Origin of the sequence: Streptomyces zhihengii, assembly GCF_016919245.1 — a bacterium.
GTDB classification, from domain to species: domain Bacteria; phylum Actinomycetota; class Actinomycetes; order Streptomycetales; family Streptomycetaceae; genus Streptomyces; species Streptomyces zhihengii.
In genome coordinates this window covers 3,378,872-3,400,639 of sequence record NZ_JAFEJA010000001.1, presented here as the reverse complement: position 1 = coordinate 3,400,639, position 21,768 = coordinate 3,378,872, and the positions used below count along the sequence as shown (strand labels likewise).

Genomic DNA, 21,768 nt, shown 5'->3' with positions numbered 1-21,768 from the left:
CGCCACTGACAATCGCTCCGACCTGCGAACTCCTGGTGGCGAAACGGTCTTTACCTTCCCTTTACACTGAGTGGACGTATCGACGACTCGAGAACCGAGGTCACGTATGAACCGTTTCGCCCGCTCCGTCTGCGGCGCCGTCGCCGCGGCGGGTCTCGCCCTCGGCGCCACCGCCTGTTCCGAGGCCGTGGACACGGTCGACAAGGCGGTCAACGACACCTACGAGGTCACCTACGAGGTCACGGGCGACAACGTCGACTCGATCAGCTACCACGACGGCGGGGGCAAGGCCCTCGAACCGTCCGTCACCACGGTCGACAAGCCCGAGCTGCCCTGGACGAAGACGGTCACCCTGCGCGGCATCATGCCGTCGGGCGTCATCCCGGCCGCCGCCGACCTCACGGGCGCGAAGGTCACCTGCAAGATCACCCACAAGGGCAAGGTGCTCGCCGAGGAGTCCGGGGAAGGGCTGATGACCGCCGGCGGCTGTATCGGCGAATCGCCCGTCGGCAGCGAGCAGTAACCGCCCCCGACGCCCCGCCCCAACTCCCCGTCGCAGGTCGCCGCCACGGCGGTGACCTGCGGCAACGCCCCGTTGTCAGTGGCGTGGTGCACGGTGGTCCCACAACGGGTCGAACGATCTGGAGGGGGAACCATGACCGTGCCCGCTACCGCCGCCACCAGCTCCGCCGAGGCCCTGAGGCCGCACGCGGAGGACGCCTTCGCCGCCGAACTCGCCGCGCTCGCCGCGCACGACGACCGCCCGCGCCCGGTCAACTGGCGGCTCTCGCCCTGGGCGGTCGCCACCTATCTGCTCGGCGGGACGCTCGCCGACGGCACCCTCGTCACCCCGAAGTACGTCGGCCCGCGCAGGATCGTCGAGGTCGCGGTCACCACCCTGGCGACCGACCGGGCCCTGCTGCTCCTCGGTGTGCCCGGCACGGCCAAGACCTGGGTGTCGGAGCACCTGGCCGCCGCCGTCAGCGGCGACTCGACACTGCTGGTGCAGGGCACGGCGGGCACCCCGGAGGAGGCCGTCCGCTACGGGTGGAACTACGCGCAGCTCCTCGCCCACGGCCCCAGCCGCGACGCCCTCGTGCCCAGTCCCGTGATGCGCGCCATGTCGGAGGGCATGACCGCACGCGTCGAGGAGCTGACCCGCATCCCCGCCGACGTCCAGGACACCCTGATCACCATCCTGTCCGAGAAGACGCTGCCGGTGCCCGAGCTGGGCCAGGAGGTCCAGGCCGTCCGCGGGTTCAACCTGATCGCCACGGCCAACGACCGCGACCGCGGGGTCAACGACCTCTCCAGCGCGCTGCGCAGGCGTTTCAACACGGTGGTCCTGCCGCTGCCCGCCACCTCCGACGCCGAGGTCGACATCGTCGCCCGCCGGGTGGACCAGCTCGGGCGCTCGCTCGACCTGCCGGCCGTGCCCGAGGGCCTGGAGGAGATCCGCCGGGTCGTCACCGTCTTCCGGGAGCTGCGTGACGGGATGTCCGCCGACGGGCGCACCAAGCTCAAGTCCCCGTCGGGCACGCTCTCCACGGCCGAGGCGATCTCCGTCGTCACCGGCGGCCTCGCGCTCGCCGCGCACTTCGGCGACGGCGTGCTGCGCCCCCAGGACGTGGCGGCCGGGATCCTCGGCGCGGTCGTCCGCGACCCCGCGGCCGACCGGGTGATCTGGCAGGAGTACCTGGAGACCGTGGTGCGCGAGCGGGACGGCTGGAAGGACTTCTACCGCGCCTGCCGCGAGGTGAGCGCATGAGCGGCCCGCTCCTGCTCGGCGTCCGCCACCACGGGCCCGGCTCCGCCCGGGCGGTCGGCGCGGCCCTCGACGCGGCGCGGCCCCCGGCGGTGCTGATCGAGGGGCCCCCGGAGGGCGACGGGCTGGTGCACCTGGCGGCCGACGAGCGGATGCGGCCCCCGGTGGCGCTGCTCGCCCACGCCGTGGACGACCCCGGGCGCTCGGCGTTCTGGCCGTTCGCCGCCTTCAGCCCGGAGTGGGTGGCCGTCCGCTGGGCCCTGGCGCACGGCGTACCGGTCCGCTTCATCGACCTGCCCGCGGCGCACTCCCTCGCCATGGACCCGTCCGGCGCCGGCCCGGCCCCCGCGGCCGGGGACGACGGCCCCGCCGCCGGGGCCGGGAGCGGCGGCCCGGAGCCGGACGCCGGTGCGAGGGGCCTCGCCCCGGAGGCCGGTGAGGGCGGGGAGCCGGTGCCCGGTCCCGGCGGTCCCGGGGTGCGGATCGACCCGATCGGGGTGCTGGCCGACGCCGCCGGCTACGACGACCCGGAGCGCTGGTGGGAGGACGTCGTCGAGCACCGCGGCGGCGACGGCCCCGCCGACGCCTTCGCCCCCTTCGCCGCCGTCGCGGAGGCCATGACCGCGCTGCGCGAGACGTACGGACACGGCGGCCACGAGCGGGACCTGATCCGCGAGGCCCACATGCGGCTCGCCCTGCGGGCCGCGCGCAAGGAGTTCGGCGACGGCGTCGCCGTCGTCTGCGGTGCCTGGCACGTCCCGGCCCTCGCCGAGCGCCGCACGGTCGCCGCCGACCGGGCCCTGCTGAAGGGGCTTTCGAAGGTCAGGACGGAGACCACCTGGGTGCCGTGGACGCACCGCAGGCTCTCCCGGTACTCCGGATACGGCGCGGGCATCGACTCGCCCGGCTGGTACGGCCACCTGTTCGAGGTTCCCGACCGGCCGGTCGAGCGCTGGATGACGAAGGTCGCGCGGCTGCTGCGCGAGGAGGACCGGCCCGTGTCCCCCGCCCATGTCATCGAGGCCGTCCGTCTCGCCGAGACCCTCGCGGTCGTCCGGGGCCGCCCGTTCGCCGGCCTCGGCGAGACCACCGACGCGGTGCGCGCGGTGATGTGCGACGGCTCCGACGTGCCGCTCGACCTGGTGCGGGACGCACTCGTCGTGGGCGACGTGCTCGGCGAGGTGCCCGACGCCGCGCCCGCGGTGCCCCTCCAGCGGGATCTCGCCCGGCAGCAGCGCGCCCTGCGGCTGAAGCCGGAGGCCGCGGAGCGGGAGCTGGAGCTCGACCTGCGCAAGGACGGCGACGCGGGCCGGAGCCTGCTGCTGCACCGGCTGCGACTCCTCTCCGTCGGCTGGGGCGAGCCCGCCGCCGGCCGGGGCAGCACGGGCACCTTCCGCGAGACCTGGCGGCTGCGCTGGGAGCCCGAGCTGCACGTCAAGGTGGCCGAGGCCGGCATGTGGGGCACCACCGTGCTCGCCGCCGCGACGGCGAAGGCCACGTCCGGCGCGGTGTCCGCCGGATCGCTCGGCGAGGTCACCGCCCTGGCCGAGCAGTGCCTGCTGGCCTCGCTGCCCGACGCCCTGCCCGTGGTGATGGCCGCCCTGGCCGACCGCGCGGCGCTCGACACCGACGTCGGCCACCTCGCCCGGGCCCTGCCCGCCCTCGCCCGCTCCCTGCGCTACGGGGACGTCCGCGCCACGGACACCGAGGCGCTCGGCGAGGTGGCGGCCGGTCTCGCGGAGCGGATCTGCATCGGCCTGCCCCCCGCCTGCACCGGGCTCGACGCGGACGCGGCCGCGGAGATGCGCGGCCTGATCGACGGCGTGCACACCGCGGTCGCCCTGCTGCCCGGTTCGTCCGGCACGGCGCCCCGCTGGCGCGACGCCCTGCGCCGGCTCGCCGCACGGGACACCGTCCACGGCGTCCTGCGCGGCCGGGCGGCCAGGCTGCTGCTCGACGAGGGGCAGCTCGCGGAGGACGAGGCCGCCCGGCTGATGGGCCTCGCGCTCTCGCCCGCCGTGCCGCCGGCGCAGGCGGCGGCCTGGATCGAGGGCTTCGTCGGCGGCGAGTCCGGCGGCGGGCTGCTGCTCGTCCACGACGAGCGGCTGCTCGGTTTGGTGGACGCCTGGCTGACGGGCGTGCCCGATCACGCCTTCACCGACGTGCTGCCCCTGCTGCGCCGCACGTTCTCCGCCTACGAGCCGGGCGTCCGCCGCACCCTCGGCGAACTGGTGCGCCGGGGCCCCGCCGCCACGCCGGGCGGAGCACCCCCCGAACCGGCGGCCCCCGGCTTCGGCCCCGGCCTCGACGAGTCGCGGGCCGAGGAGGTCCTGCCGGTGGTGCGTCTGCTGCTGGGCATCGCCGGGGGTGCCGCCGGGGGCGGCGGAGGCGGTGAGGGCGCCGGGTCGACCGGGGCCACCGGGACCGCCCCGCCCACCAGGCCAACCGGGCCTGCGGCTGGAGGCTCCGGGTTCACCGGGCCGGCTGGGTTCACCGGGGCCGCCCGGTCCGGTGCCGACGGGGGCGGCGGAGGCCGCCATGACGATTTCGCGGGAGTGAGCCGATGACGACGCACGAGGCCGCCCCGGCGGCCGAGACCGGGGCAGGCGGTGCCGCGGGGGCGGCTCCGGACGGGCACGGCGAGCGGCTCCGGCGATGGCGCCTGGTCCTCGGCGGCGACGCCGCCGACGGCACGGGCGTCGCCCTCGCCGGCACGGACGCCGCCATGGACGGCGCGCTCGCCTCGCTCTACGGCGCCCGCCCCGCCGGCCAGGGCAGGAGCGGCGGCAGATCGGCCGGCCTGGGCGCGTCCGCGCCCTCGGTGGCCCGCTGGCTGGGGGACATCCGCACCTACTTCCCCAGCTCCGTGGTCCAGGTGATGCAGCGCGACGCGATCGACCGGCTCGGCCTCTCCGCGCTCCTGCTGGAGCCCGAGATGCTGGAGGCCGTCGAGGCGGACGTGCACCTCGTCGGCACCCTGCTCTCCCTCAACAAGGCGATGCCGGAGACGACGAAGGAGACGGCCCGGGCCGTGGTCCGCAAGGTCGTCGGGGAGCTGGAGAAGCGGCTCGCCACCCGCACACGGTCCACGCTGACCGGGGCGCTGGACCGCTCGGCGCGGATCGGCCGCCCCCGTCACCGCGACATCGACTGGGACCGCACCATCCGGGCGAACCTCCGCAACTACCTCCCCGAGCACCGCACGGTCGTCCCCGAGCGGCTGATCGGCTACGGACGCGCCTCGCGGTCGGTGAAGAAGGAGGTGGTGCTCTGCATCGACCAGTCGGGGTCCATGGCGGCCTCCGTCGTCTATGCCTCCGTCTTCGGCGCCGTCCTCGCCTCGATGCGCTCCATCGCCACCCGGCTGGTCGTCTTCGACACCGCCGTCGCCGATCTGACGGACCAGCTGGACGATCCCGTCGACGTGCTCTTCGGCACCCGGCTCGGCGGCGGGACCGACATCAACCGGGCGCTCGCCTACTGCCAGTCGCGGATCACCCGCCCCGCGGACACGGTCGTCGTCCTGATCAGCGACCTCTACGAGGGGGGCATACGCGACGAGATGCTGAAGCGGGTGGCCGCCATGCAGGCGGCGGGCGTGCGGTTCGTCACGCTGCTGGCGCTCTCGGACGAGGGGGCGCCCGCCTACGACCGGGAGCACGCGGCGGCGCTGGCCGCCCTCGGCTCGCCGGCGTTCGCCTGCACACCGGACCTGTTCCCCGAGGTGATGGCGGCGGCGATCGAGAGGCGTCCCCTCCCGGTCCCGGCCACCGCCTGACCGGCCCGGGCGGGTACGCCTTGTGGGCGTACCCGCCGCGGACCGGGGCACCGTGGCCGGATCCCGCGCACGGCGGGCGCGGCCCGGGGCGGGGCGGCGTCACGGCGCCCGCCGCCCGCCCGGCGCACGGGTGCTGACCAGGTGCCCGGCACGGGCGGCCGCGCGCGGCGCCCGGGGGAGTGCCGAGGCTCACAGTCCGCGGTCCGCGCAGGTGAGGCGGGGGGTCTGTGACCGTAATCACCGCCCAGGTGTGATCTGCGACTTAGGGACCCGCGCGATGCGGGGATAACCTGCCAGGCGGACATGCCGCGCCCACGGACACCGTGTGTGCCTCCCTTGTGACAGCGCTCGTCACGTTGCCCTTCGCGGCACTGCCCACGCAGACAACGAACCGCGATCATCAGAAAAGGGACGGACGCGCGTGGACCTGTTCGAGTACCAGGCGAGGGACCTCTTCGCCAAGCACGGTGTACCGGTGCTGGCCGGTGAAGTCATCGACACGCCTGAGGCGGCGCGCGAGGCGACGGAGCGACTGGGCGGCAAGTCGGTCGTCAAGGCGCAGGTCAAGGTCGGCGGCCGCGGCAAGGCCGGTGGCGTGAAGCTGGCCGCCACCCCGGACGAGGCCGTCGCCCGCGCGACGGACATCCTCGGGATGGACATCAAGGGCCACACGGTCCACAAGGTGATGATCGCGGAGACCGCTCCGGAGATCGTCGAGGAGTACTACGTCTCGTACCTCCTCGACCGCACCAACCGCACCTTCCTCGCCATGGCCTCCGTCGCCGGCGGCATGGACATCGAGGAGGTCGCCGAGAAGACCCCCGAGAAGCTCGCGAAGGTCCCGGTCGACGCCAACACCGGCGTCACGATCGAGAAGGCCCGCGACATCGTCGCGCAGGCCCAGTTCCCGGCCGAGGTCGCGGAGAAGGTCGCCGAGGTCCTGGTGACCCTGTGGGACACCTTCATCGCCGAGGACGCGCTCCTCGTCGAGGTGAACCCGCTCGCCAAGGTCGCGAGCGGCGACATCCTGGCGCTGGACGGCAAGGTCTCCCTCGACGAGAACGCCGAGTTCCGTCAGCCGGGTCACGAGGAGTTCGTGGACCACGCCGCAGCCAACCCGCTCGAGGCTGCCGCCAAGGCCAAGAACCTCAACTACGTGAAGCTCGAGGGCGAGGTCGGCATCATCGGCAACGGTGCCGGCCTGGTCATGTCGACCCTGGACGTCGTCGCGTACGCCGGTGAGAACCACGGCGGCGTGAAGCCGGCCAACTTCCTCGACATCGGCGGCGGCGCGTCCGCCCAGGTGATGGCGAACGGCCTGGAGATCATCCTCGGCGACCCGGACGTCAAGTCCGTCTTCGTCAACGTCTTCGGCGGCATCACCGCCTGCGACGAGGTCGCCAACGGCATCGTCCAGGCGCTCGCCCTGCTCGCCGACAAGGGCGAGGCGGTCACCAAGCCGCTGGTCGTCCGTCTGGACGGCAACAACGCGGAGCTCGGTCGCAAGATCCTCTCCGACGCCAACCACCCGCTGGTGCAGCGCGTGGACACCATGGACGGCGCGGCCGACAAGGCCGCCGAGCTCGCCGCTGCGGCCAAGTAAGGGAAGAGGGACTGTAGAACCATGGCTATCTTCCTGAACAAGGACAGCAAGGTCATCGTCCAGGGCATGACCGGTGCCACGGGCATGAAGCACACCAAGCTGATGCTCGGCGACGGCACCAACATCGTCGGCGGCGTGAACCCGCGCAAGGCCGGCACCTCCGTCGACTTCGACGGCACCGAGGTACCGGTCTTCGGCTCCGTCGCCGAGGCGATGGAGAAGACGGGCGCCGACGTCTCCGTCCTCTTCGTGCCGCCGGCCTTCGCCAAGGCCGCCGTCGTCGAGGCCATCGACGCCGAGATCCCGCTCGCGGTCGTCATCACCGAGGGCATCGCCGTCCACGACTCCGCCGCCTTCTGGGCGTACGCGACGTCGAAGGGCAACAAGACCCGCATCATCGGCCCGAACTGCCCCGGTCTCATCACGCCGGGCCAGTCCAACGCCGGCATCATCCCGGGCGACATCACCAAGCCCGGCCGCATCGGTCTGGTGTCCAAGTCCGGCACGCTGACCTACCAGATGATGTACGAGCTCCGTGACATCGGCTTCTCGTCCGCCGTCGGCATCGGTGGCGACCCGGTCATCGGCACCACGCACATCGACGCGCTCGCCGCGTTCGAGGCCGACCCCGAGACCGACCTGATCGTCATGATCGGCGAGATCGGCGGCGACGCCGAGGAGCGTGCGGCCGACTTCATCAAGGCCAACGTCACCAAGCCGGTCGTCGGCTACGTCGCGGGCTTCACCGCGCCCGAGGGCAAGACCATGGGCCACGCCGGCGCCATCGTCTCCGGCTCCTCCGGCACCGCCCAGGCGAAGAAGGAGGCCCTGGAGGCCGCCGGCGTCCAGGTCGGCAAGACGCCGACCGAGACCGCCAAGCTGGCGCGCGCCATCCTCGCGGGCTGACGTCCGCACCGGGTGCCGCACGGTTCCCGACACGCGTGAGGGCCCGCCCCCGGTTCACGGGGGCGGGCCCTCACGCGTGCGCGGCGCGGTTCAGCCGAGGCCGGGCAGCAGCCGCTCCGGCCCCGCCGCGGGCTCCGCGGCGAGCCGGTCGCGCAGCTTGCGGTCCTCGGCGGTCAGCCGCTGGGGCCCGCTGTGCGGTGCCGGCACGCCCTCGACCTGCCGGGTGGGCGGCATCGGCGGTTCGTAGTGCCCCGGTGAGGTGAGCAGCGCGATCGCGGTCGCGGCCACGATGAGGGCCGTCGCGACGACGACCACCCTGGTCCACACCTCGGCGCGCCGCTCGCAGCCGGTGCGCACGTCCTGCGCGGGGGACGGGTCGGGGGCGGGGCCGCCGGCGGCGAGCGCGCGCAGTGCGTCCTGGAGCGCGCCCTCCGCCGCCAGAGCGGGGAGGCGTTCGGCCACGGCCTCCCGCGCGTGCAGGACACGGCTGGCCGCGGCGGGCGTGCTGGCCTCGGTCTCGGCGGCCGTCTCCGGCAGGTCGAGCCCGAGTCCGTCGTAGAGCAGCAGGGTGCGCAGATACGGCGGCGGCAGCGTGTGCAGGGCCGTGAGCAGCTCGCGCCGCTCCGGTTCGGCGGGCGGCTCGTCGGGGTGGCGGTGCGCGGGGCGCAGCCGGTGCCAGGGCGACATGGCGTACTCGTACGCCGCGGCCCGCACCCAGCCCGTCGGGTCGCGGTCGGTGGCGACCTCGGGCCAGCGCTGCCAGGCGAGCTGGAAGGCCCGCTCGACCGCCTCCTGCGAGAGCCGGCGGCGCCCGGTGAGCACGAAGGTCTGACGGACGAGGCCGGCCGCGGCGTGGGTGTAGAGCAGGTCGAACGCTTCCTCGGGGGTGAGCGGGGCGGGGCGTCCCACGGCCCCGTCCGCCCCGGGCTCCGACGCGTGCCCGTCCGCCCCGTCCGCGGGCGCCCTCGGCGTGCGGTCCGCTGCGGCGGCGGGCTCCGCCGCGTCCGGCGTGGCCGCCGGGTCGGGCGTGGCCGCCGGGTCGGGCGCGGGCGCGGTGTGCGCCTCCGGGAGTGTGCCGGTGCCGCTGCCCCGGCCGCGGACGCCTTCGGCGCGCGGGCGGCGGCGGGCGCGTCCGCCCCGTCCGCCCCGGGCACGTCGGCAGCCGGGGCCGTCGTGGTGTCGGCGGGCGCGCCCCGGCGCGCGGGGGCGGGGTGGTCCGGTGCCGGGTCCGACTCCGGAGGCCGCTTGCGGGGGTGGGCCCGGGCCTTCTCGGGGGCGGGTGCCGGGGCCGTCGTGGTGTCGGCGGGCGCGGGGGCGGGGGCCGTCTCGTAGGTGGCGAGCACCTTCGCGTACATCTCGCGCTTGCGCCCCCGGGGGCTGGTGCGGCCGGTCTCCCAGGAGCGGAGCGTCGCCTTGGTGACGCCGACCGCGGCGGCCAGTTGAGCCTCCGTCAGCGAGCCGGCCTCGCGGAGCCTGCGGCGTTCCTTGGGCGGCGGCAGTGGCGACCCCGGCGCGGACGGTGCGGTGCTCTGAGTCATATGAGGCTCCATGCAGCGCTCTAGCAGGCAGAAAATTAGACAAACGTATTTTGTGCGACACCACGGTCATTCGCCCGTTACGCGGACGAAGCGCGTGTCGTTGGGAGCATGGCCGGGTGACCCAGACGACCGACCCCAGCCCCGCCGCCGTCGCCGAACACCGCCCCGCCGTCCACGGAAGCGCGTCCGGGGCCGTGGTGGGCGCCTTCGTGCGGGGCGCGACGGCCGCCGGGCTCGGACTCGGGGCCGTCACGGTGCTGGTGATGGTGCTGTGGATCAGCTCCCCCTACCCGGACAGCGGCTCCGGCGGCGCGCTCCGGGTCGCGGCCGCGACCTGGCTGCTCGCCCACGGCGCCGAACTCGTCCGCGCGGACACGGTGTCGGCCGTCCCCGCCCCGATGGGCGTCGTGCCGCTGCTGCTCACCGCGCTGCCCGTGTGGCTCGCGCACCGGGCGGCGCGCGAGGCGCTGGAGCGGACGGGCGAGCAGGCCGAGGAGCGGCCCGCGCCCTCCGTGTCGGCCGTCCTCGCCGCGACGACCAGCGGCTACATGCTGGTCGCCGCGCCCGTGGTGCTCTACGCCGCCGGCGGGCCGTTCGCCGCGCTTCCGGTGAGCGCGATGGTGCACCTGCCGCTCGTGGTGTCCGGGGCGGCGGCGTTCGGCGCGTGGAGCGCGCACGGCCGGCCGTTCGGGCCGCTGCCCGCCGGGCTGCCCCGCCGCCTGCGGGTGGCCCTCGCGCGCACCCGTGCCGCGGTGGCGCTGCGCTCCGCCGCCTGGGCGACGTGCGTGCTGATCGGCGGCGGTGCGGTGCTGGTCCTCTCCTCGCTCGTGTGGCACGGACCCGCCGCGCAGGCGTCGCTGTCCGGCCTCGCGGGCGACTGGTCGGGCCGGCTCGCCGTGGTGCTGCTGGCCCTCGCGCTGCTGCCGAACGCGGCGGTGTGGGGTGCCGCGTACGGGCTGGGGCCCGGGTTCGCGCTCGGGACGGGGGCGACGGCGACGCCGTTCGCGCTGACCGGAAGGCCCGCCCTGCCGGACTTCCCGCTGCTCGCCGCCCTGCCGGGCCGCGGGCCGGGCGAGGCCGTGCACTGGGCGGGGGCGGCGGTCCCGGTGGCCGCCGCGGTGCTGATCGCCTGGCGTACCGCCGGTGCCGCGGCGCCCCGGTACGGCGAACGGGACGACGCCTGGTCGCGCGGCGGGACGGCGCTGACCGCGCTGCTCGGCGCGGCGGGCTGCGCGGTGTTCACCGCCGTGGCGGCAGCGGCGGCGGGCGGTCCGCTGGGTGGGGGGCGGCTGGCCGAGTTCGGTCCGGTGTGGTGGCGGGTGGGGGCCGCCGCCCTGGTCTGGACGGCGGCGCTCGCCGTCCCGCTGGCGCTGGGGATCCGGGCCTGGCGGGTGCGGGTGCCGCGGAGCGAGCGCGCGGAGCGCGGCGCCGACGAGGGCGAAGGCGCCGGTGCGGACGCCGGCGCCGCGGAGGCCGGGGCGGGCGGCGGGGCGCCGTCCGCCGTGACGACGCTGGACGTGTTCGACCTGGAGGACGACTTCGAGCTGTACGACGTCCTGCCCGCGGCGACCTGGACCGCCCGCACGTCCCCGACCCCGCCGGCCCCCGCCCCGCCGGCCGCGCCCCCCGCCCCGGAGCCCTCCGGCGCCGACGCCCCCGCCGCGCCCTCCGTCCCGGAGCCGCCCGGGGACGACGCCCCCGCGGCCGCACCGCCGGCGGGCTCCGACGACGACCCGCCGCCCCCGAGCCCGCCCCCCTCCTGACCGGCCCCGCCCCCCGCACGCACCCCGCGCGCCACGCACCTCCGCGCCCCCGCACGCCCCCGCCCCAGGCCGCACGGCCCCGCACGGCCCCGCGCGCCCCCGTCCCGTGCCCCCCGTCCCATGCCGGCCCGGCCCCGCCCGGTCCCGGCGGCAGCCCCGACATGCCTGCGGCCCGGTCCCCGGAAGTACCGGGGCCGGGCCGCGAGCGGGTGCGTGCGGGGCGGGCTACTCCTGGACGCCGAGGACGTCGCGCAGCGGCTCGGGGAGCAGGTCGTTGCACGCCATCTGACCGGACTTGGTCAGGGCGTCGTTCACGCACGTGTAGTAGTCGCGGTAGACGAGCTGCGCCGCGAACGAGGCCGCCACGATCAGCAGCGCGATGCCCGCCATCACCAGGCCGCTCGTCGCGGCGGTGATCTGCGGGCGGCTCGACTGCCGCTGCGCGGGCTGGGCCCCGGCGGGCCGGGGCGCGTTCCCCGCCGCCTGCGCGGAGTCCCCGGCCGTGGCGACCGGCTTGCCGCGCAGCGAGCTCACGGCCCAGTAGACGGCGAGGGCGCCCAGCAGCAGCGCGATCTCGGGGAAGTCGAAGAGCGCGAAGAAGAACGCCCACATGCCGCCCAGCAGTGCGTACCGCGCGCGGCGCTGGAGGGGGTCGGTCGGGTCCCAGCGCAGGCCGCCGCCGGAGCCGCCGCCCTCGGGGCCGTTCTGGTCGCCCTTGCGGCCGCCGGGGCGGCCGAAGCCGCCGCCCGACGAGCGGCCGGGCTGGCGGCTGCTCCACTGGCCGCCGCCCTGCGACGAGCCGTCGCCGTCCCGGCCGGAGCCGGAGGAGTTCGACGGGTCCCCGGACGAAGGGTCCCCGGAGGAGCCGTCCGCCGGGTGGCGGGGCTGCCAGGGCTGGTCCGGCCTGCCCTCGGGCGGCGGCGCGAACGGGTTGTCGTCGTCCGTGGACTGGCGCTCCCGCAGCAACAGGAGGTCCGTACGGTGGCGTCGGTCCGGCATCTGGTGAACGTCTTCCCCTCGTCAAGCCCGGCTTCGAACCCGCCCGGGCGCGGGCTCTGTCCCCAGACGCTACCTTCCGGCCACGCCCCCGTCCCGTGGGGGCCGGGCTGTGTGCCGGTATCGTTGCTGACGGTCGGCCCCTTCGTAGAGTTCCCCGTATCCGGGGATGCGAAGTGTTCGTACGACCCTACAAAGCCGCACCGTAACGCGAAAAGAGTCCCCCTGTGGCCGCCGCCCGCCTCGTCGTCCTGGTCTCCGGATCGGGGACGAACCTCCAGGCCCTCCTCGACGCGATCGCCGCCGACCCCGACGGGTTCGGCGCCGAGGTGGTCGCCGTCGGCGCGGACCGGACGGGAATCGCCGGTCTGGAGCGCGCCGAGCGCGCCGGGCTGCCGACGTTCGTCCGCCGGGTCAAGGACTTCGCGTCCCGCGCCGAGTGGGACGCGGCCCTGACCGAGGCGACCGCCGCGTACGAGCCGGACCTCGTGGTCTCGGCCGGCTTCATGAAGATCGTGGGGAAGGAATTCCTCGCGCGGTTCGGCGGGCGGGTCGTCAACACCCACCCCGCGCTGCTGCCCAGTTTCCCCGGTGCCCACGGAGTGCGGGACGCGCTCGCGTACGGGGCGAAGGTCACCGGGTGCACCGTCCACCTCGTCGACGACGGCGTCGACACCGGCCCGATCATCGCCCAGGGCGTGGTCGAGGTACGGGAGACGGACGACGAAGACGCTCTCCACGAGCGCATCAAGGAAGTCGAGCGATCGCTGCTCGTCGAGGTCGTGGGGCGTCTCGCCCGGCACGGCTACCGCATTGAGGGACGAAAGGTTCATGTCGGTGAATAAGTCGGGTAACAAGCCCATCCGTCGCGCACTGGTCAGCGTCTACGACAAGACGGGTCTCGAGGAGCTTGCCCGGGGTCTGCACGAGGCCGGTGTCGAGCTCGTGTCCACCGGCTCCACCGCCGCGAAGATCGCCGCCGCGGGCGTCCCCGTCACCAAGGTCGAGGAGCTGACCGGCTTCCCCGAGTGCCTGGACGGCCGCGTCAAGACGCTCCACCCCCGTGTGCACGCCGGCATCCTCGCCGACCTGCGGCTGGACGCCCACCGCGAGCAGCTCGCCGAGCTGGGCGTGGAGCCGTTCGACCTGGTGGTCGTGAACCTCTACCCGTTCAAGGAGACCGTCGCCTCCGGCGCGAGCGACGACGAGTGCGTCGAGCAGATCGACATCGGCGGCCCGTCCATGGTCCGCGCCGCCGCCAAGAACCACCCGTCCGTGGCGGTCGTCACCAGCCCCGCCCGGTACACGGACGTGCTCGCGGCCGTCCGCGGGGGCGGCTTCGACCTGTCCGCCCGCAAGCGGCTCGCCGCCGAGGCGTTCCAGCACACCGCCGCGTACGACGTGGCCGTGGCCTCCTGGTTCGCGTCCTCCTACGCGGCGGCCGACGAGAGCGGCTTCCCCGACTTCCTGGGCGCCACCTGGGAGCGCGAGAACGTCCTGCGCTACGGCGAGAACCCGCACCAGCCCGCCGCGCTCTACACCTCGGGCACGGGCGGCCTCGCGCGGGCCGAGCAGCTCCACGGCAAGGAGATGTCCTACAACAACTACACGGACACCGACGCCGCGCGCCGGGCCGCGTACGACCACGCCGAGCCGTGCGTCGCGATCATCAAGCACGCCAACCCGTGCGGCATCGCGATCGGCGCCGACGTCGCCGAGGCGCACCGCAAGGCGCACGCCTGCGACCCGCTCTCCGCGTTCGGCGGCGTGATCGCCGTCAACCGCCCGGTGTCCGTCGCCATGGCCGAGCAGGTCGCCGAGATCTTCACCGAGGTCATCGTCGCGCCCGGCTACGAGGACGGCGCGGTCGAGGTGCTGGCCAAGAAGAAGAACATCCGGGTGCTGCGCGCCGAGGGCGCCCCGACGGCCCCGGTCGAGCTCAAGCCGATCGACGGCGGCGCGCTGCTCCAGGTCACCGACCGCCTCCAGGCCGACGGCGACGACCCGGCGAACTGGACGCTGGCCACGGGCGAGGCGCTCACGGCCGAGGAGCTCGCCGAGCTGGCCTTCGCCTGGAAGGCGTGCCGCGCGGTCAAGTCCAACGCGATCCTGCTGGCCAAGGACGGCGCCTCGGTCGGCGTCGGCATGGGCCAGGTCAACCGCGTCGACTCGGCCAAGCTGGCCGTGGAGCGCGCGGGCGAGGAGCGCGCCCGCGGTTCCTACGCCGCGTCGGACGCGTTCTTCCCCTTCCCCGACGGTCTGGAGATCCTGACGGCCGCCGGCGTCAAGGCCGTGGTGCAGCCGGGCGGTTCGGTCCGCGACGAACTGGTCGCCGAGGCCGCCGCGAAGGCGGGCGTGACGATGTACCTCACGGGCACGCGCCACTTCTTCCACTGACGGCCGTCGCCCCTCCCTCCGCCGGTCCTCGCCCGGCGGAGGGAGGGGCGCCCCCGTCGGCGTCAACCTCGTTCGTACGAGGTGCCGTGCGCCGCGCCTCCTCCCTAGCGTCGTCCTCGGGCAGATCGCCCCGACACCATTCGATGGGGGAAACCATGAGGTCACGCATGCGCCGAGCCGGGGCAGTCGCGGTCACCGCGGCGTTGGGGGCCGTGTTCGCGGTCGCGGGGACGGCACACGCCGGGGACGACACGCACAACGGGTGCGCGCCGGGCTACGTCTGCGCGTTCAACGGCACGAACCTCACCGACGGCATCGACAAGAGGACGGCCGGCACCTGGTCCGGCACCTCCGGCGACGTCCGGTCGATGCTGAACAACGGGATGCAGGACGTGGGCGCCGACCACATCCGGTACGCGGGCTGGGTCAACTACGGGGACGGCACCTACCGCTCGGTGAAGGGCTGCCTCCACTTCGACGAGAACGCCTCCGGGCTCACCTCGGGCTCGTGGACGAACTTCCCCGCGACCACCCGGATCAACAGCGCGAAGTGGGGTGGCGAGTGCTCGTCCGGTGAACGGCCGATGGAGCTCGGGCCCAAGGTCTACCTGCGCTGACACGGGGCCGGCGCGCCCGGCGGCACTGCCGGGCGCGCCGGCGTCAGCAGGCCTTCGCCCAGATGTGGGAGCGCACGTCCGGCCGGGCGGGGAGGTCGTGGCGGGCGCCCTGTTCGACGCAGCCGAGGCGGCGTCTGAGGCCCGGTTCGGCGAAGTAGACGACGTGGACGAAGCCGTTGGGGTCGGCGACGCCGTTGTTGTAGACCGAGGAGGGGCGGCGGCGCTCGGCCCAGGAGCAGCGGACGGTGCCCTCGGTCCAGGTGAACTCGTCGCCCTCCCAGCCGCACATCTCTCCGGAGCCGCCGGTGCCGGTGAAGAAGCAGACCGAGCCCGGTGCGCAGCGGTCGAAGCCGGTGGCCGTCGCCGCCACGGCGGTGGCCGTGTCCGGGCGGGCGTCCGGCTCGGTGGGAGGGGCGTCCGGCCGCAGCACGCCGGCGGCGACGCCGGCCGCCGTGAGGGCGAGCAGGGCCGCCGTCGCGGCGAGCAGCCGCCACCGGGGCCGGCGCCGCCCTGAGGACGGGCGCCCCTCCGCCGCGCCGGTCACTCGGCGCAGCAGTGACGCGGCGTCGTGCCGGACGCGGTCGTCGTGGGTACGGGAGAGGCAGTCCGTGACGATCTCCCGCCAGGCCGGAGGCAGTCCGGGGGAGAGGCGCAGTTCCTCCTCGCCCCGCGCGTAGCGCACGGCCACGTCCCGGCGGGCGGCCGGGGTGGGGCCCGGCAGCGGGAGGGCGCCCGTCAGCACCAGGTGCGCCAGGACGCCGAACGCCCAGATGTCCGCGGTCGGCCGGATCCGGGTGCCCCGCTCGCCGACCTCCGACCAGAGGAGTTCGGGCGGGGAGTAGTCGGCGGTGGTGAAGGCGGGGGCGTAGGCGTGGGTGCCGTCCAGCTCGGAAGCGAGGTTGAAGTCGCCCAGCCGTGCCGTGCCGTCGGCCATCAGCAGCACGTTGGCGGGCTTGAGGTCGCCGTGCACCCAGCCCGCGTCGTGGAGCTGGCACAGCCCCTCGCAGATCTGCGCCAGCAGGGCCGGTCCCTGCCGGGGCGCGCTGTCCGAGGCGAGCAGGGCCTCCAGGGAGCCCCGCGCCTCCTCCAGCACGAGGACGGTGGCGCCGTCGAGTTCGGGGTGGTCGGGGTCGTCGACGGTGAGCGCGTCGTGCATCCGGATCAGCCGGGGAGAGCGCAGCCGGCTCAGCAGCGACACCTCCCGTTCGGCCAGTTCCCGCAGGTGGCGGAGCTGTCGCGGGGTGTGGGTGCCGGTCGGCAGGAACTTCAGGGCCGCGCGGGCCGGGTCGGCGGCGGCGTCCGCGTGCCGAGCGGCGTACACCTGGCCGAAGGCGCCCGAGCCGAGCGGCTTCTCCACGGCCCAGGGCCCGACCCGGTAGCCGCGCGGCAGGTCGGCGACGGTGTACGGCTCCGGCTCCCGCCGGCCGGTCACCGGACGGCACCGCCCGGGAAGTCCGCACCGCCCGCTCCCTGCGTACGGCGCGAGGCGTCCCCGCGGCCCGGGACGTGCCCCGCGTCCGGGCAGCCCGCCGGGCCGGTCAGGACGGTCAGGTCGTCCTCGCGGACCAGGTCGAAGCGCAGGGCGAGGGAGACCAGCATCTCCTTCTTGGTGTGCAGCCGGGGCCCCTGTTCCGCGGTGTCCGGGCCCGGTTTGATGCGCAGTTTGACGGCGAGGTAGTCGATGTTCCACTGCACGGCGGCCCGGTTGGCGGCGGGCCACAGGGGGCGCAGCCGGCCTGCGATCCGGTCGACGGTGGGCGGCGGCGCGTGCGGTGCCCCGCGCAGCCGGGGCTCGCAGAGGGCGGCGAGGACCTGGAAGTAGCGCCTGGTGCGGTCCAGGGGGAAGGCGGACGCGGTCGGTTCGCCGTCGCAGGCGTCCGCCGTCCCGTCGGCGTAGTCGTGGCGCGGTGCCCACACGTCGAAGCTGACCAGCTCGTCCGCGGCGGGCAGCACGATCCGTGAGAACTCGAAGGGCACGGGAGCGCCGATGCGTCCGGACGCGACCTTGATGTGCTCCCCGGCGCCCTCCGGGTTCTCGACCACGTAGGTGCTGGAGCCGCTGAAGTTGCTGAGCGCCCAGTGGGTCCCCGCGGCGGTGATCTCGCCGGCCGTGCGGGAGACCCCGGGATGGTCGATGGCCAGCGTCCGCCGTCCGGAGCCGCCGGGGGTCCGGCCGAACCGGAGCCGGTCGCCCGGGCCGAGCCGGATCTGGTCCGGCGCCACGGCGGTGTCCCGGGCCCCTGGCACCACGATGATCGTGTGCATCCGTCCTCCCCCGCTGTCCTTCCCCGGATGGGTCACGCCAGGGTAGGGAGGGCACGGCCGCCGGGTCACACCTTTCGCCCGGTGTGGCACGGACGCGGTGTCACGGTGCACGGGAAAGGCCGTGGCCCCCGCCCGACGGGCGGGGGCCACGGCCTTTCCCGTGCACCGTGGGTGTCAGTGGCGCGGGCGCTTGAACCACTCGGCGCTGTCGCGCTTCGCCGCGAACACGATCAGCAGGATCGCGACGATCAGCGTGACCAGGCCCACCGGGATGGTGAAGATGCCGCTGACGATGGCGAACGAGCCGTAGACGATGGCGCAGACGCGGACGCCGTTGCCGCCGCTCGCGTACTTCAGGGCCAGCGCGAGGCCGAGGGCGGCGAAGACCAGGGAGAGGCCGAGCAGGAAGCCGAGCACGCCCTTGCCGAGGTCGGCGAAGACCTCGGCGTCGGTGCCGTTGAGCTCCGAGGTCGTCTTGTCGAACTCGGAGATGCTGTAGCCGTAGATGCCGGCCACGATGACCTGGCAGACCACGATGACGTACAGGAATATCCGCGCGGCCTTGACGGCGCCGGGCATCTCCACCGGGCCGGTCGGGTAGCCGCCGCCGTAGGGCTGGACCGGCGGGGCCTGGGGGTAGCCGTAACCGGGCTGCTGGCCCTGCGGCTGGCCCTGCTGGGCGTAGGGGTTGTTGGGGTCGCCGAAGCTCATGGCGGTGTTTCCTCCGTTGGAAGTGCGGGGACGACGCGGTCCGAGCGGAGGTACTGCACGATCTTCGATGTCCGGCCCCCCGGCACTGCCCGCGGCACTGCGCGGTTCATCGTCATGTCTTGGCCGACTTTTTGTCCAGCCGATACCCACAGGTGTTGTGCAAGTGCAACCTGTTGTTCGCCCGGGCCGGGCGACCGAACCGCGAGACCGGGGCGGCCCGGATTGGAACCGGGGCGGGTCCATCCGGGAGGATGGGGTCATGACTGCCCAGATTCTCGACGGCAAGGCCACCGCAGCCGCGATCAAGTCCGATCTGACCGCCCGCGTGGCGGCCCTCAAGGAGCGGGGTGTCACCCCGGGGCTCGGGACCCTGCTGGTCGGGGACGACCCGGGGAGCCGCTGGTACGTCAACGGCAAGCACCGTGACTGTGCGCAGGTCGGCATCGCCTCCATCCAGCGCGAACTGCCCGCGACCGCCTCGCAGGAGGAGATCGAGGCGGTGGTGCGCGAGCTCAACGACAACCCCGAGTGCACCGGCTACATCGTCCAACTCCCGCTTCCCAAGGGCATCGACGCAAACCGGGTCCTGGAGCTGATGGATCCGGCCAAGGACGCCGACGGGCTGCACCCGATGAGCCTGGGCCGGCTGGTGCTCGGCATCGAGGGCCCCCTGCCGTGCACCCCGTACGGCATCGTCCAGCTCCTGCGCCACCACGGCGTCGAGATCAAGGGCGCGAACGTGGTCGTCGTCGGCCGCGGCATCACCATCGGCCGCCCGATGCCGCTGGTGCTGACCCGCAAGTCGGAGAACGCCACCGTGACGCAGTGCCACACGGGGACGCGCGATCTGTCGTCGCACCTGCGGCAGGCGGACATCATCGTGGCGGCCGCGGGCGTCCCGCACCTGATCAAGCCCGAGGACGTGAAGCCGGGCGCGGCCGTCCTCGACGTCGGCGTCAGCCGCGACGAGCACGGCAAGATCGTCGGCGATGTGCACCCGGGCGTCGCCGAGGTGGCCGGCTGGGTCGCCCCCAACCCCGGCGGCGTGGGCCCGATGACGCGGGCGCAGCTCCTGGTCAACGTGGTCGAGGCCGCGGAGCGCGCGGTCGCGGCCCCGTCCGAGGGCTGACGGGGAAGGGCTGACGCCATGGGCGAGACCACGGGCGCCGCACCCGCGCCGGGCAGGCAGGACGCTCCCGCGCCGGAGACGGCGGAGGGGCCGGCGCCGCAGGCCGCGGACGGTACGGACGTGAGCCCTGCCGCCGCGGACGGTTCGGCGGCGGGCGCGCCGGCCGGCGCGGAGTCCGGCGGCACGGCCGCGTCGCACGGCACGGCTTCCGCGGTGGCGCCGGGCGACGGGGCGCCGAACGGTTCGGTGCCGGACGCGCCGGCCGCCGCCGCGTCCGACGGCGCCGCCCCGAAGGCGGCGCCGGGCGCGGGCGACGGGGACGGGGGCGGGAGGACGCGGCCGAGGGCCGCGGGGCGGCGGACGAGCGGGGCGACGGGGAACCGGACGAGGGCGAGGAGGCCGGTCGGTCGGCTTCGCGGCGTCCGCCCGCCGTCACCCTGGACACCGCGCGCCCCGAGGGCGGCGGCCGGGCCGCGCCGGGCGACGCGCCCGCGCCGGCGCGGCAGTGGCCGCTGCTGACGGTGCTCGGGATGACGGCGGCGGGTCTGCTGATCGTCGGGACCGACGCGTTCACCGACGCCGTCCGGATCGGGATCATCCTGATCGGGGCCGCGCTGCTCACCGGGGCCGTGCTGCGCCGTGTCATGCCGTCCGTCGGCATGCTCGCGGTCCGCTCGCGGTTCACCGACATGGTCACGTACGGGCTGCTGGGCACGGCGATCGTGCTGCTGGCGCTGGTGGCCCAGCCCAAGCCCTGGCTGGACATCCCGATCATCGAGGAAGCGGTCCACTTCACGGTCCGCTAGAGCCGCGCCCGGAAGGCGCCCGCGAGGCGCCCGCCGGGCGGGCGCACCACCCCCGGAGCCGTCACCGCGACGGCCTGCGCACCACCCCCGTACACGGGGACGGCGCCCGTCCTCTCCCCCGAGGGAGGACGGGCGCCGTCGTGGTTTCAAGAGTCATGGACGTGCCAAAACGGTTCAAGGGGCGGCAGTTCCCTGTGGCACGGAAGTGACCATTCCGCCATCGTGTGATCGTTGCGCTACGGATGCGGTGGCCGGGCGCGCCAGGGTGCGCGGGCCCGGCGCGCGGAGGCGTGCGGGGGCGGCGGGAACGGGCCGCGCCGCGAGGGGGCATGGACGGGCGGGGGCCCGGGTCCGATAGCCTGACCGCTGGAAGTCTCTTCACGTCAAGATTCAGGTGGGCGTGGACGAGCCGACCCGCATGGGGAGCGCTGCCCCATCCGCCAGCTGTCTAACGGAGATCGTCATGACCCGCACCCCCGTCAACGTCACCGTGACCGGCGCGGCCGGCCAGATCGGCTACGCGCTGCTCTTCCGTATCGCCTCCGGACACCTGCTCGGCGCGGATGTGCCGGTCAAGCTGCGCCTCCTCGAGATCCCGCAGGGCCTGAAGGCCGCCGAGGGCACCGCCATGGAGCTCGACGACTGCGCCTTCCCGCTGCTCAAGGGCATCGACATCACCGACGACCCGAACGTCGGCTTCGACGGCGCCAACGTGGCCCTCCTCGTCGGTGCCCGCCCCCGCACCAAGGGCATGGAGCGCGGTGACCTGCTCTCGGCCAACGGCGGCATCTTCAAGCCCCAGGGCAAGGCCATCAACGACAACGCCGCGGACGACATCAAGGTCCTCGTCGTGGGCAACCCGGCCAACACCAACGCCCTGATCGCCCAGGCCGCGGCCCCGGACGTACCGGCCGAGCGCTTCACCGCGATGACCCGCCTCGACCACAACCGCGCGATCTCGCAGCTCGCCGCGAAGACCGGTGCGGCCGTCTCCGACATCCAGCGCCTGACGATCTGGGGCAACCACTCGGCCACCCAGTACCCGGACATCTTCCACGCCACGATCGCCGGCAAGAACGCCGCCGAGGTCGTCAACGACGAGAAGTGGCTGGCCGACGACTTCATCCCGACCGTCGCCAAGCGCGGCGCGGCGATCATCGAGGCGCGCGGCGCCTCCTCGGCCGCCTCGGCCGCGAACGCCGCCATCGACCACGTCCACACCTGGGTCAACGGCACCGCCGAGGGCAACTGGACCTCCATGGGCATCCCGTCGGACGGCTCCTACGGCGTCCCGGAGGGCCTGATCTCCTCGTTCCCCGTCACCACCAAGGACGGCCGCTACGAGATCGTCCAGGGCCTGGACATCAACGAGTTCTCGCGTGCGCGCATCGACGCGTCCGTGCAGGAGCTGGAGGAGGAGCGCGCGGCCGTCCGCGAGCTCGGCCTCATCTGAGCCGCCCCGCACCTCGCACACCGCCCCCGTCGGCTCCGGCC

At 74.7% G+C, this 21,768-nt stretch carries 18 protein-coding genes and 1 pseudogene; 13 read left to right on the top strand and 6 right to left on the bottom strand.

Going from position 1 to position 21,768, the window contains the following annotated elements; genetic code table 11:
• Positions 1–106: 106 nt before the first annotated feature.
• The 6 genes from JE024_RS14075 (at position 107) to sucD (ending at position 8,052) form a co-directional block, all read left to right on the top strand.
• Complete coding sequence (locus tag JE024_RS14075) at positions 107–523, top strand: MmpS family transport accessory protein (protein ID WP_205373927.1); 417 nt, start codon at positions 107–109, stop codon at positions 521–523.
• A 132-nt stretch (positions 524–655) separates the two neighbouring features.
• The gene (locus JE024_RS14070; RefSeq protein WP_205373926.1) at positions 656–1,768 is read left to right on the top strand and encodes an ATP-binding protein; all 1,113 of its coding nucleotides are present in this window, start codon (positions 656–658) and stop codon (positions 1,766–1,768) included.
• Positions 1,765–4,332, top strand: coding sequence for a DUF5682 family protein (locus JE024_RS14065; RefSeq protein ID WP_244882844.1), 2,568 nt, complete (start codon positions 1,765–1,767; stop codon positions 4,330–4,332). Before JE024_RS14070 ends, JE024_RS14065 begins: the two co-directional genes overlap by 4 nt.
• A complete protein-coding gene (locus tag JE024_RS14060; protein WP_205373925.1) occupies positions 4,329–5,543 on the top strand; it encodes a vWA domain-containing protein in 1,215 nt (404 codons plus the stop codon). The genes JE024_RS14065 and JE024_RS14060 overlap by 4 nt, the downstream gene beginning before the upstream one ends.
• Before the next feature lie 421 nt (positions 5,544–5,964).
• A complete protein-coding gene (gene sucC, locus JE024_RS14055) occupies positions 5,965–7,146 on the top strand; it encodes an ADP-forming succinate--CoA ligase subunit beta (protein ID WP_187741935.1) in 1,182 nt (393 codons plus the stop codon).
• 21 nt (positions 7,147–7,167) lie between these two features.
• Positions 7,168–8,052 carry a succinate--CoA ligase subunit alpha gene (gene sucD / locus JE024_RS14050; protein WP_205373924.1) on the top strand — a complete coding sequence of 295 codons (885 nt, stop codon included), beginning with the start codon at positions 7,168–7,170 and terminating at the stop codon, positions 8,050–8,052.
• A 90-nt stretch (positions 8,053–8,142) separates the two neighbouring features.
• Here sucD and JE024_RS41080 read toward each other — a convergent pair whose 3' ends face one another.
• Both JE024_RS41080 and JE024_RS41075 read right to left on the bottom strand, forming a co-directional pair.
• Positions 8,143–8,961: a SigE family RNA polymerase sigma factor gene (locus JE024_RS41080; protein ID WP_244882842.1), complete on the bottom strand. Its 819-nt coding sequence runs from the start codon at positions 8,959–8,961 to the stop codon at positions 8,143–8,145.
• A 470-nt stretch (positions 8,962–9,431) separates the two neighbouring features.
• Positions 9,432–9,590, bottom strand: a pseudogene (locus tag JE024_RS41075) (helix-turn-helix domain-containing protein); the annotation flags it as partial.
• 116 nt (positions 9,591–9,706) lie between these two features.
• Between JE024_RS41075 and JE024_RS14040 the strand changes: the two are divergent.
• Positions 9,707–11,353: a cell division protein PerM gene (locus JE024_RS14040; RefSeq protein WP_205373922.1), complete on the top strand. Its 1,647-nt coding sequence runs from the start codon at positions 9,707–9,709 to the stop codon at positions 11,351–11,353.
• 225 nt (positions 11,354–11,578) lie between these two features.
• Here JE024_RS14040 and JE024_RS14035 read toward each other — a convergent pair whose 3' ends face one another.
• Complete coding sequence (locus tag JE024_RS14035) at positions 11,579–12,352, bottom strand: hypothetical protein (RefSeq protein ID WP_205373921.1); 774 nt, start codon at positions 12,350–12,352, stop codon at positions 11,579–11,581.
• A 224-nt stretch (positions 12,353–12,576) separates the two neighbouring features.
• On the opposite strand from JE024_RS14035, the gene purN reads away from it, so the two are divergent.
• From purN to JE024_RS14020, 3 genes are all read left to right on the top strand, one after another.
• Positions 12,577–13,194 carry a phosphoribosylglycinamide formyltransferase gene (purN, locus tag JE024_RS14030; RefSeq protein WP_205373920.1) on the top strand — a complete coding sequence of 206 codons (618 nt, stop codon included), beginning with the start codon at positions 12,577–12,579 and terminating at the stop codon, positions 13,192–13,194.
• Positions 13,181–14,746, top strand: coding sequence for a bifunctional phosphoribosylaminoimidazolecarboxamide formyltransferase/IMP cyclohydrolase (purH, locus tag JE024_RS14025; RefSeq protein WP_205373919.1), 1,566 nt, complete (start codon positions 13,181–13,183; stop codon positions 14,744–14,746). The genes purN and purH overlap by 14 nt, the downstream gene beginning before the upstream one ends.
• 155 nt (positions 14,747–14,901) lie before the next feature.
• On the top strand, positions 14,902–15,363 hold the full coding sequence (locus tag JE024_RS14020; protein WP_205373918.1) for a hypothetical protein: 462 nt from the start codon (positions 14,902–14,904) through the stop codon (positions 15,361–15,363).
• Between the two features lie 43 nt (positions 15,364–15,406).
• Here JE024_RS14020 and JE024_RS14015 read toward each other — a convergent pair whose 3' ends face one another.
• From JE024_RS14015 to JE024_RS14005, 3 genes are all read right to left on the bottom strand, one after another.
• Complete coding sequence (locus JE024_RS14015; RefSeq protein ID WP_205373917.1) at positions 15,407–16,795, bottom strand: protein kinase domain-containing protein; 1,389 nt, start codon at positions 16,793–16,795, stop codon at positions 15,407–15,409.
• Positions 16,792–17,628 (bottom strand): FHA domain-containing protein, encoded by an 837-nt coding sequence (locus tag JE024_RS14010; protein ID WP_244882841.1) that lies wholly within the window; start codon positions 17,626–17,628, stop codon positions 16,792–16,794. The genes JE024_RS14015 and JE024_RS14010 overlap by 4 nt, the downstream gene beginning before the upstream one ends.
• A 174-nt stretch (positions 17,629–17,802) precedes the next feature.
• On the bottom strand, positions 17,803–18,339 hold the full coding sequence (locus tag JE024_RS14005; RefSeq protein ID WP_205373916.1) for a hypothetical protein: 537 nt from the start codon (positions 18,337–18,339) through the stop codon (positions 17,803–17,805).
• A 259-nt stretch (positions 18,340–18,598) separates the two neighbouring features.
• Between JE024_RS14005 and JE024_RS14000 the strand changes: the two genes are divergently transcribed.
• The 3 genes from JE024_RS14000 (at position 18,599) to JE024_RS13990 (ending at position 21,727) form a co-directional block, all read left to right on the top strand.
• The gene (locus JE024_RS14000; RefSeq protein WP_205373915.1) at positions 18,599–19,468 is read left to right on the top strand and encodes a bifunctional methylenetetrahydrofolate dehydrogenase/methenyltetrahydrofolate cyclohydrolase; all 870 of its coding nucleotides are present in this window, start codon (positions 18,599–18,601) and stop codon (positions 19,466–19,468) included.
• Positions 19,469–19,998: 530 nt separating this feature from the next.
• Entirely contained in the window at positions 19,999–20,274 is a 276-nt protein-coding gene (locus JE024_RS13995) for a DUF3017 domain-containing protein (protein ID WP_244882840.1), read from the top strand.
• Between the two features lie 463 nt (positions 20,275–20,737).
• Positions 20,738–21,727: a malate dehydrogenase gene (locus tag JE024_RS13990; protein WP_205373914.1), complete on the top strand. Its 990-nt coding sequence runs from the start codon at positions 20,738–20,740 to the stop codon at positions 21,725–21,727.
• The last annotated feature ends 41 nt before the right edge of the window (positions 21,728–21,768 follow it).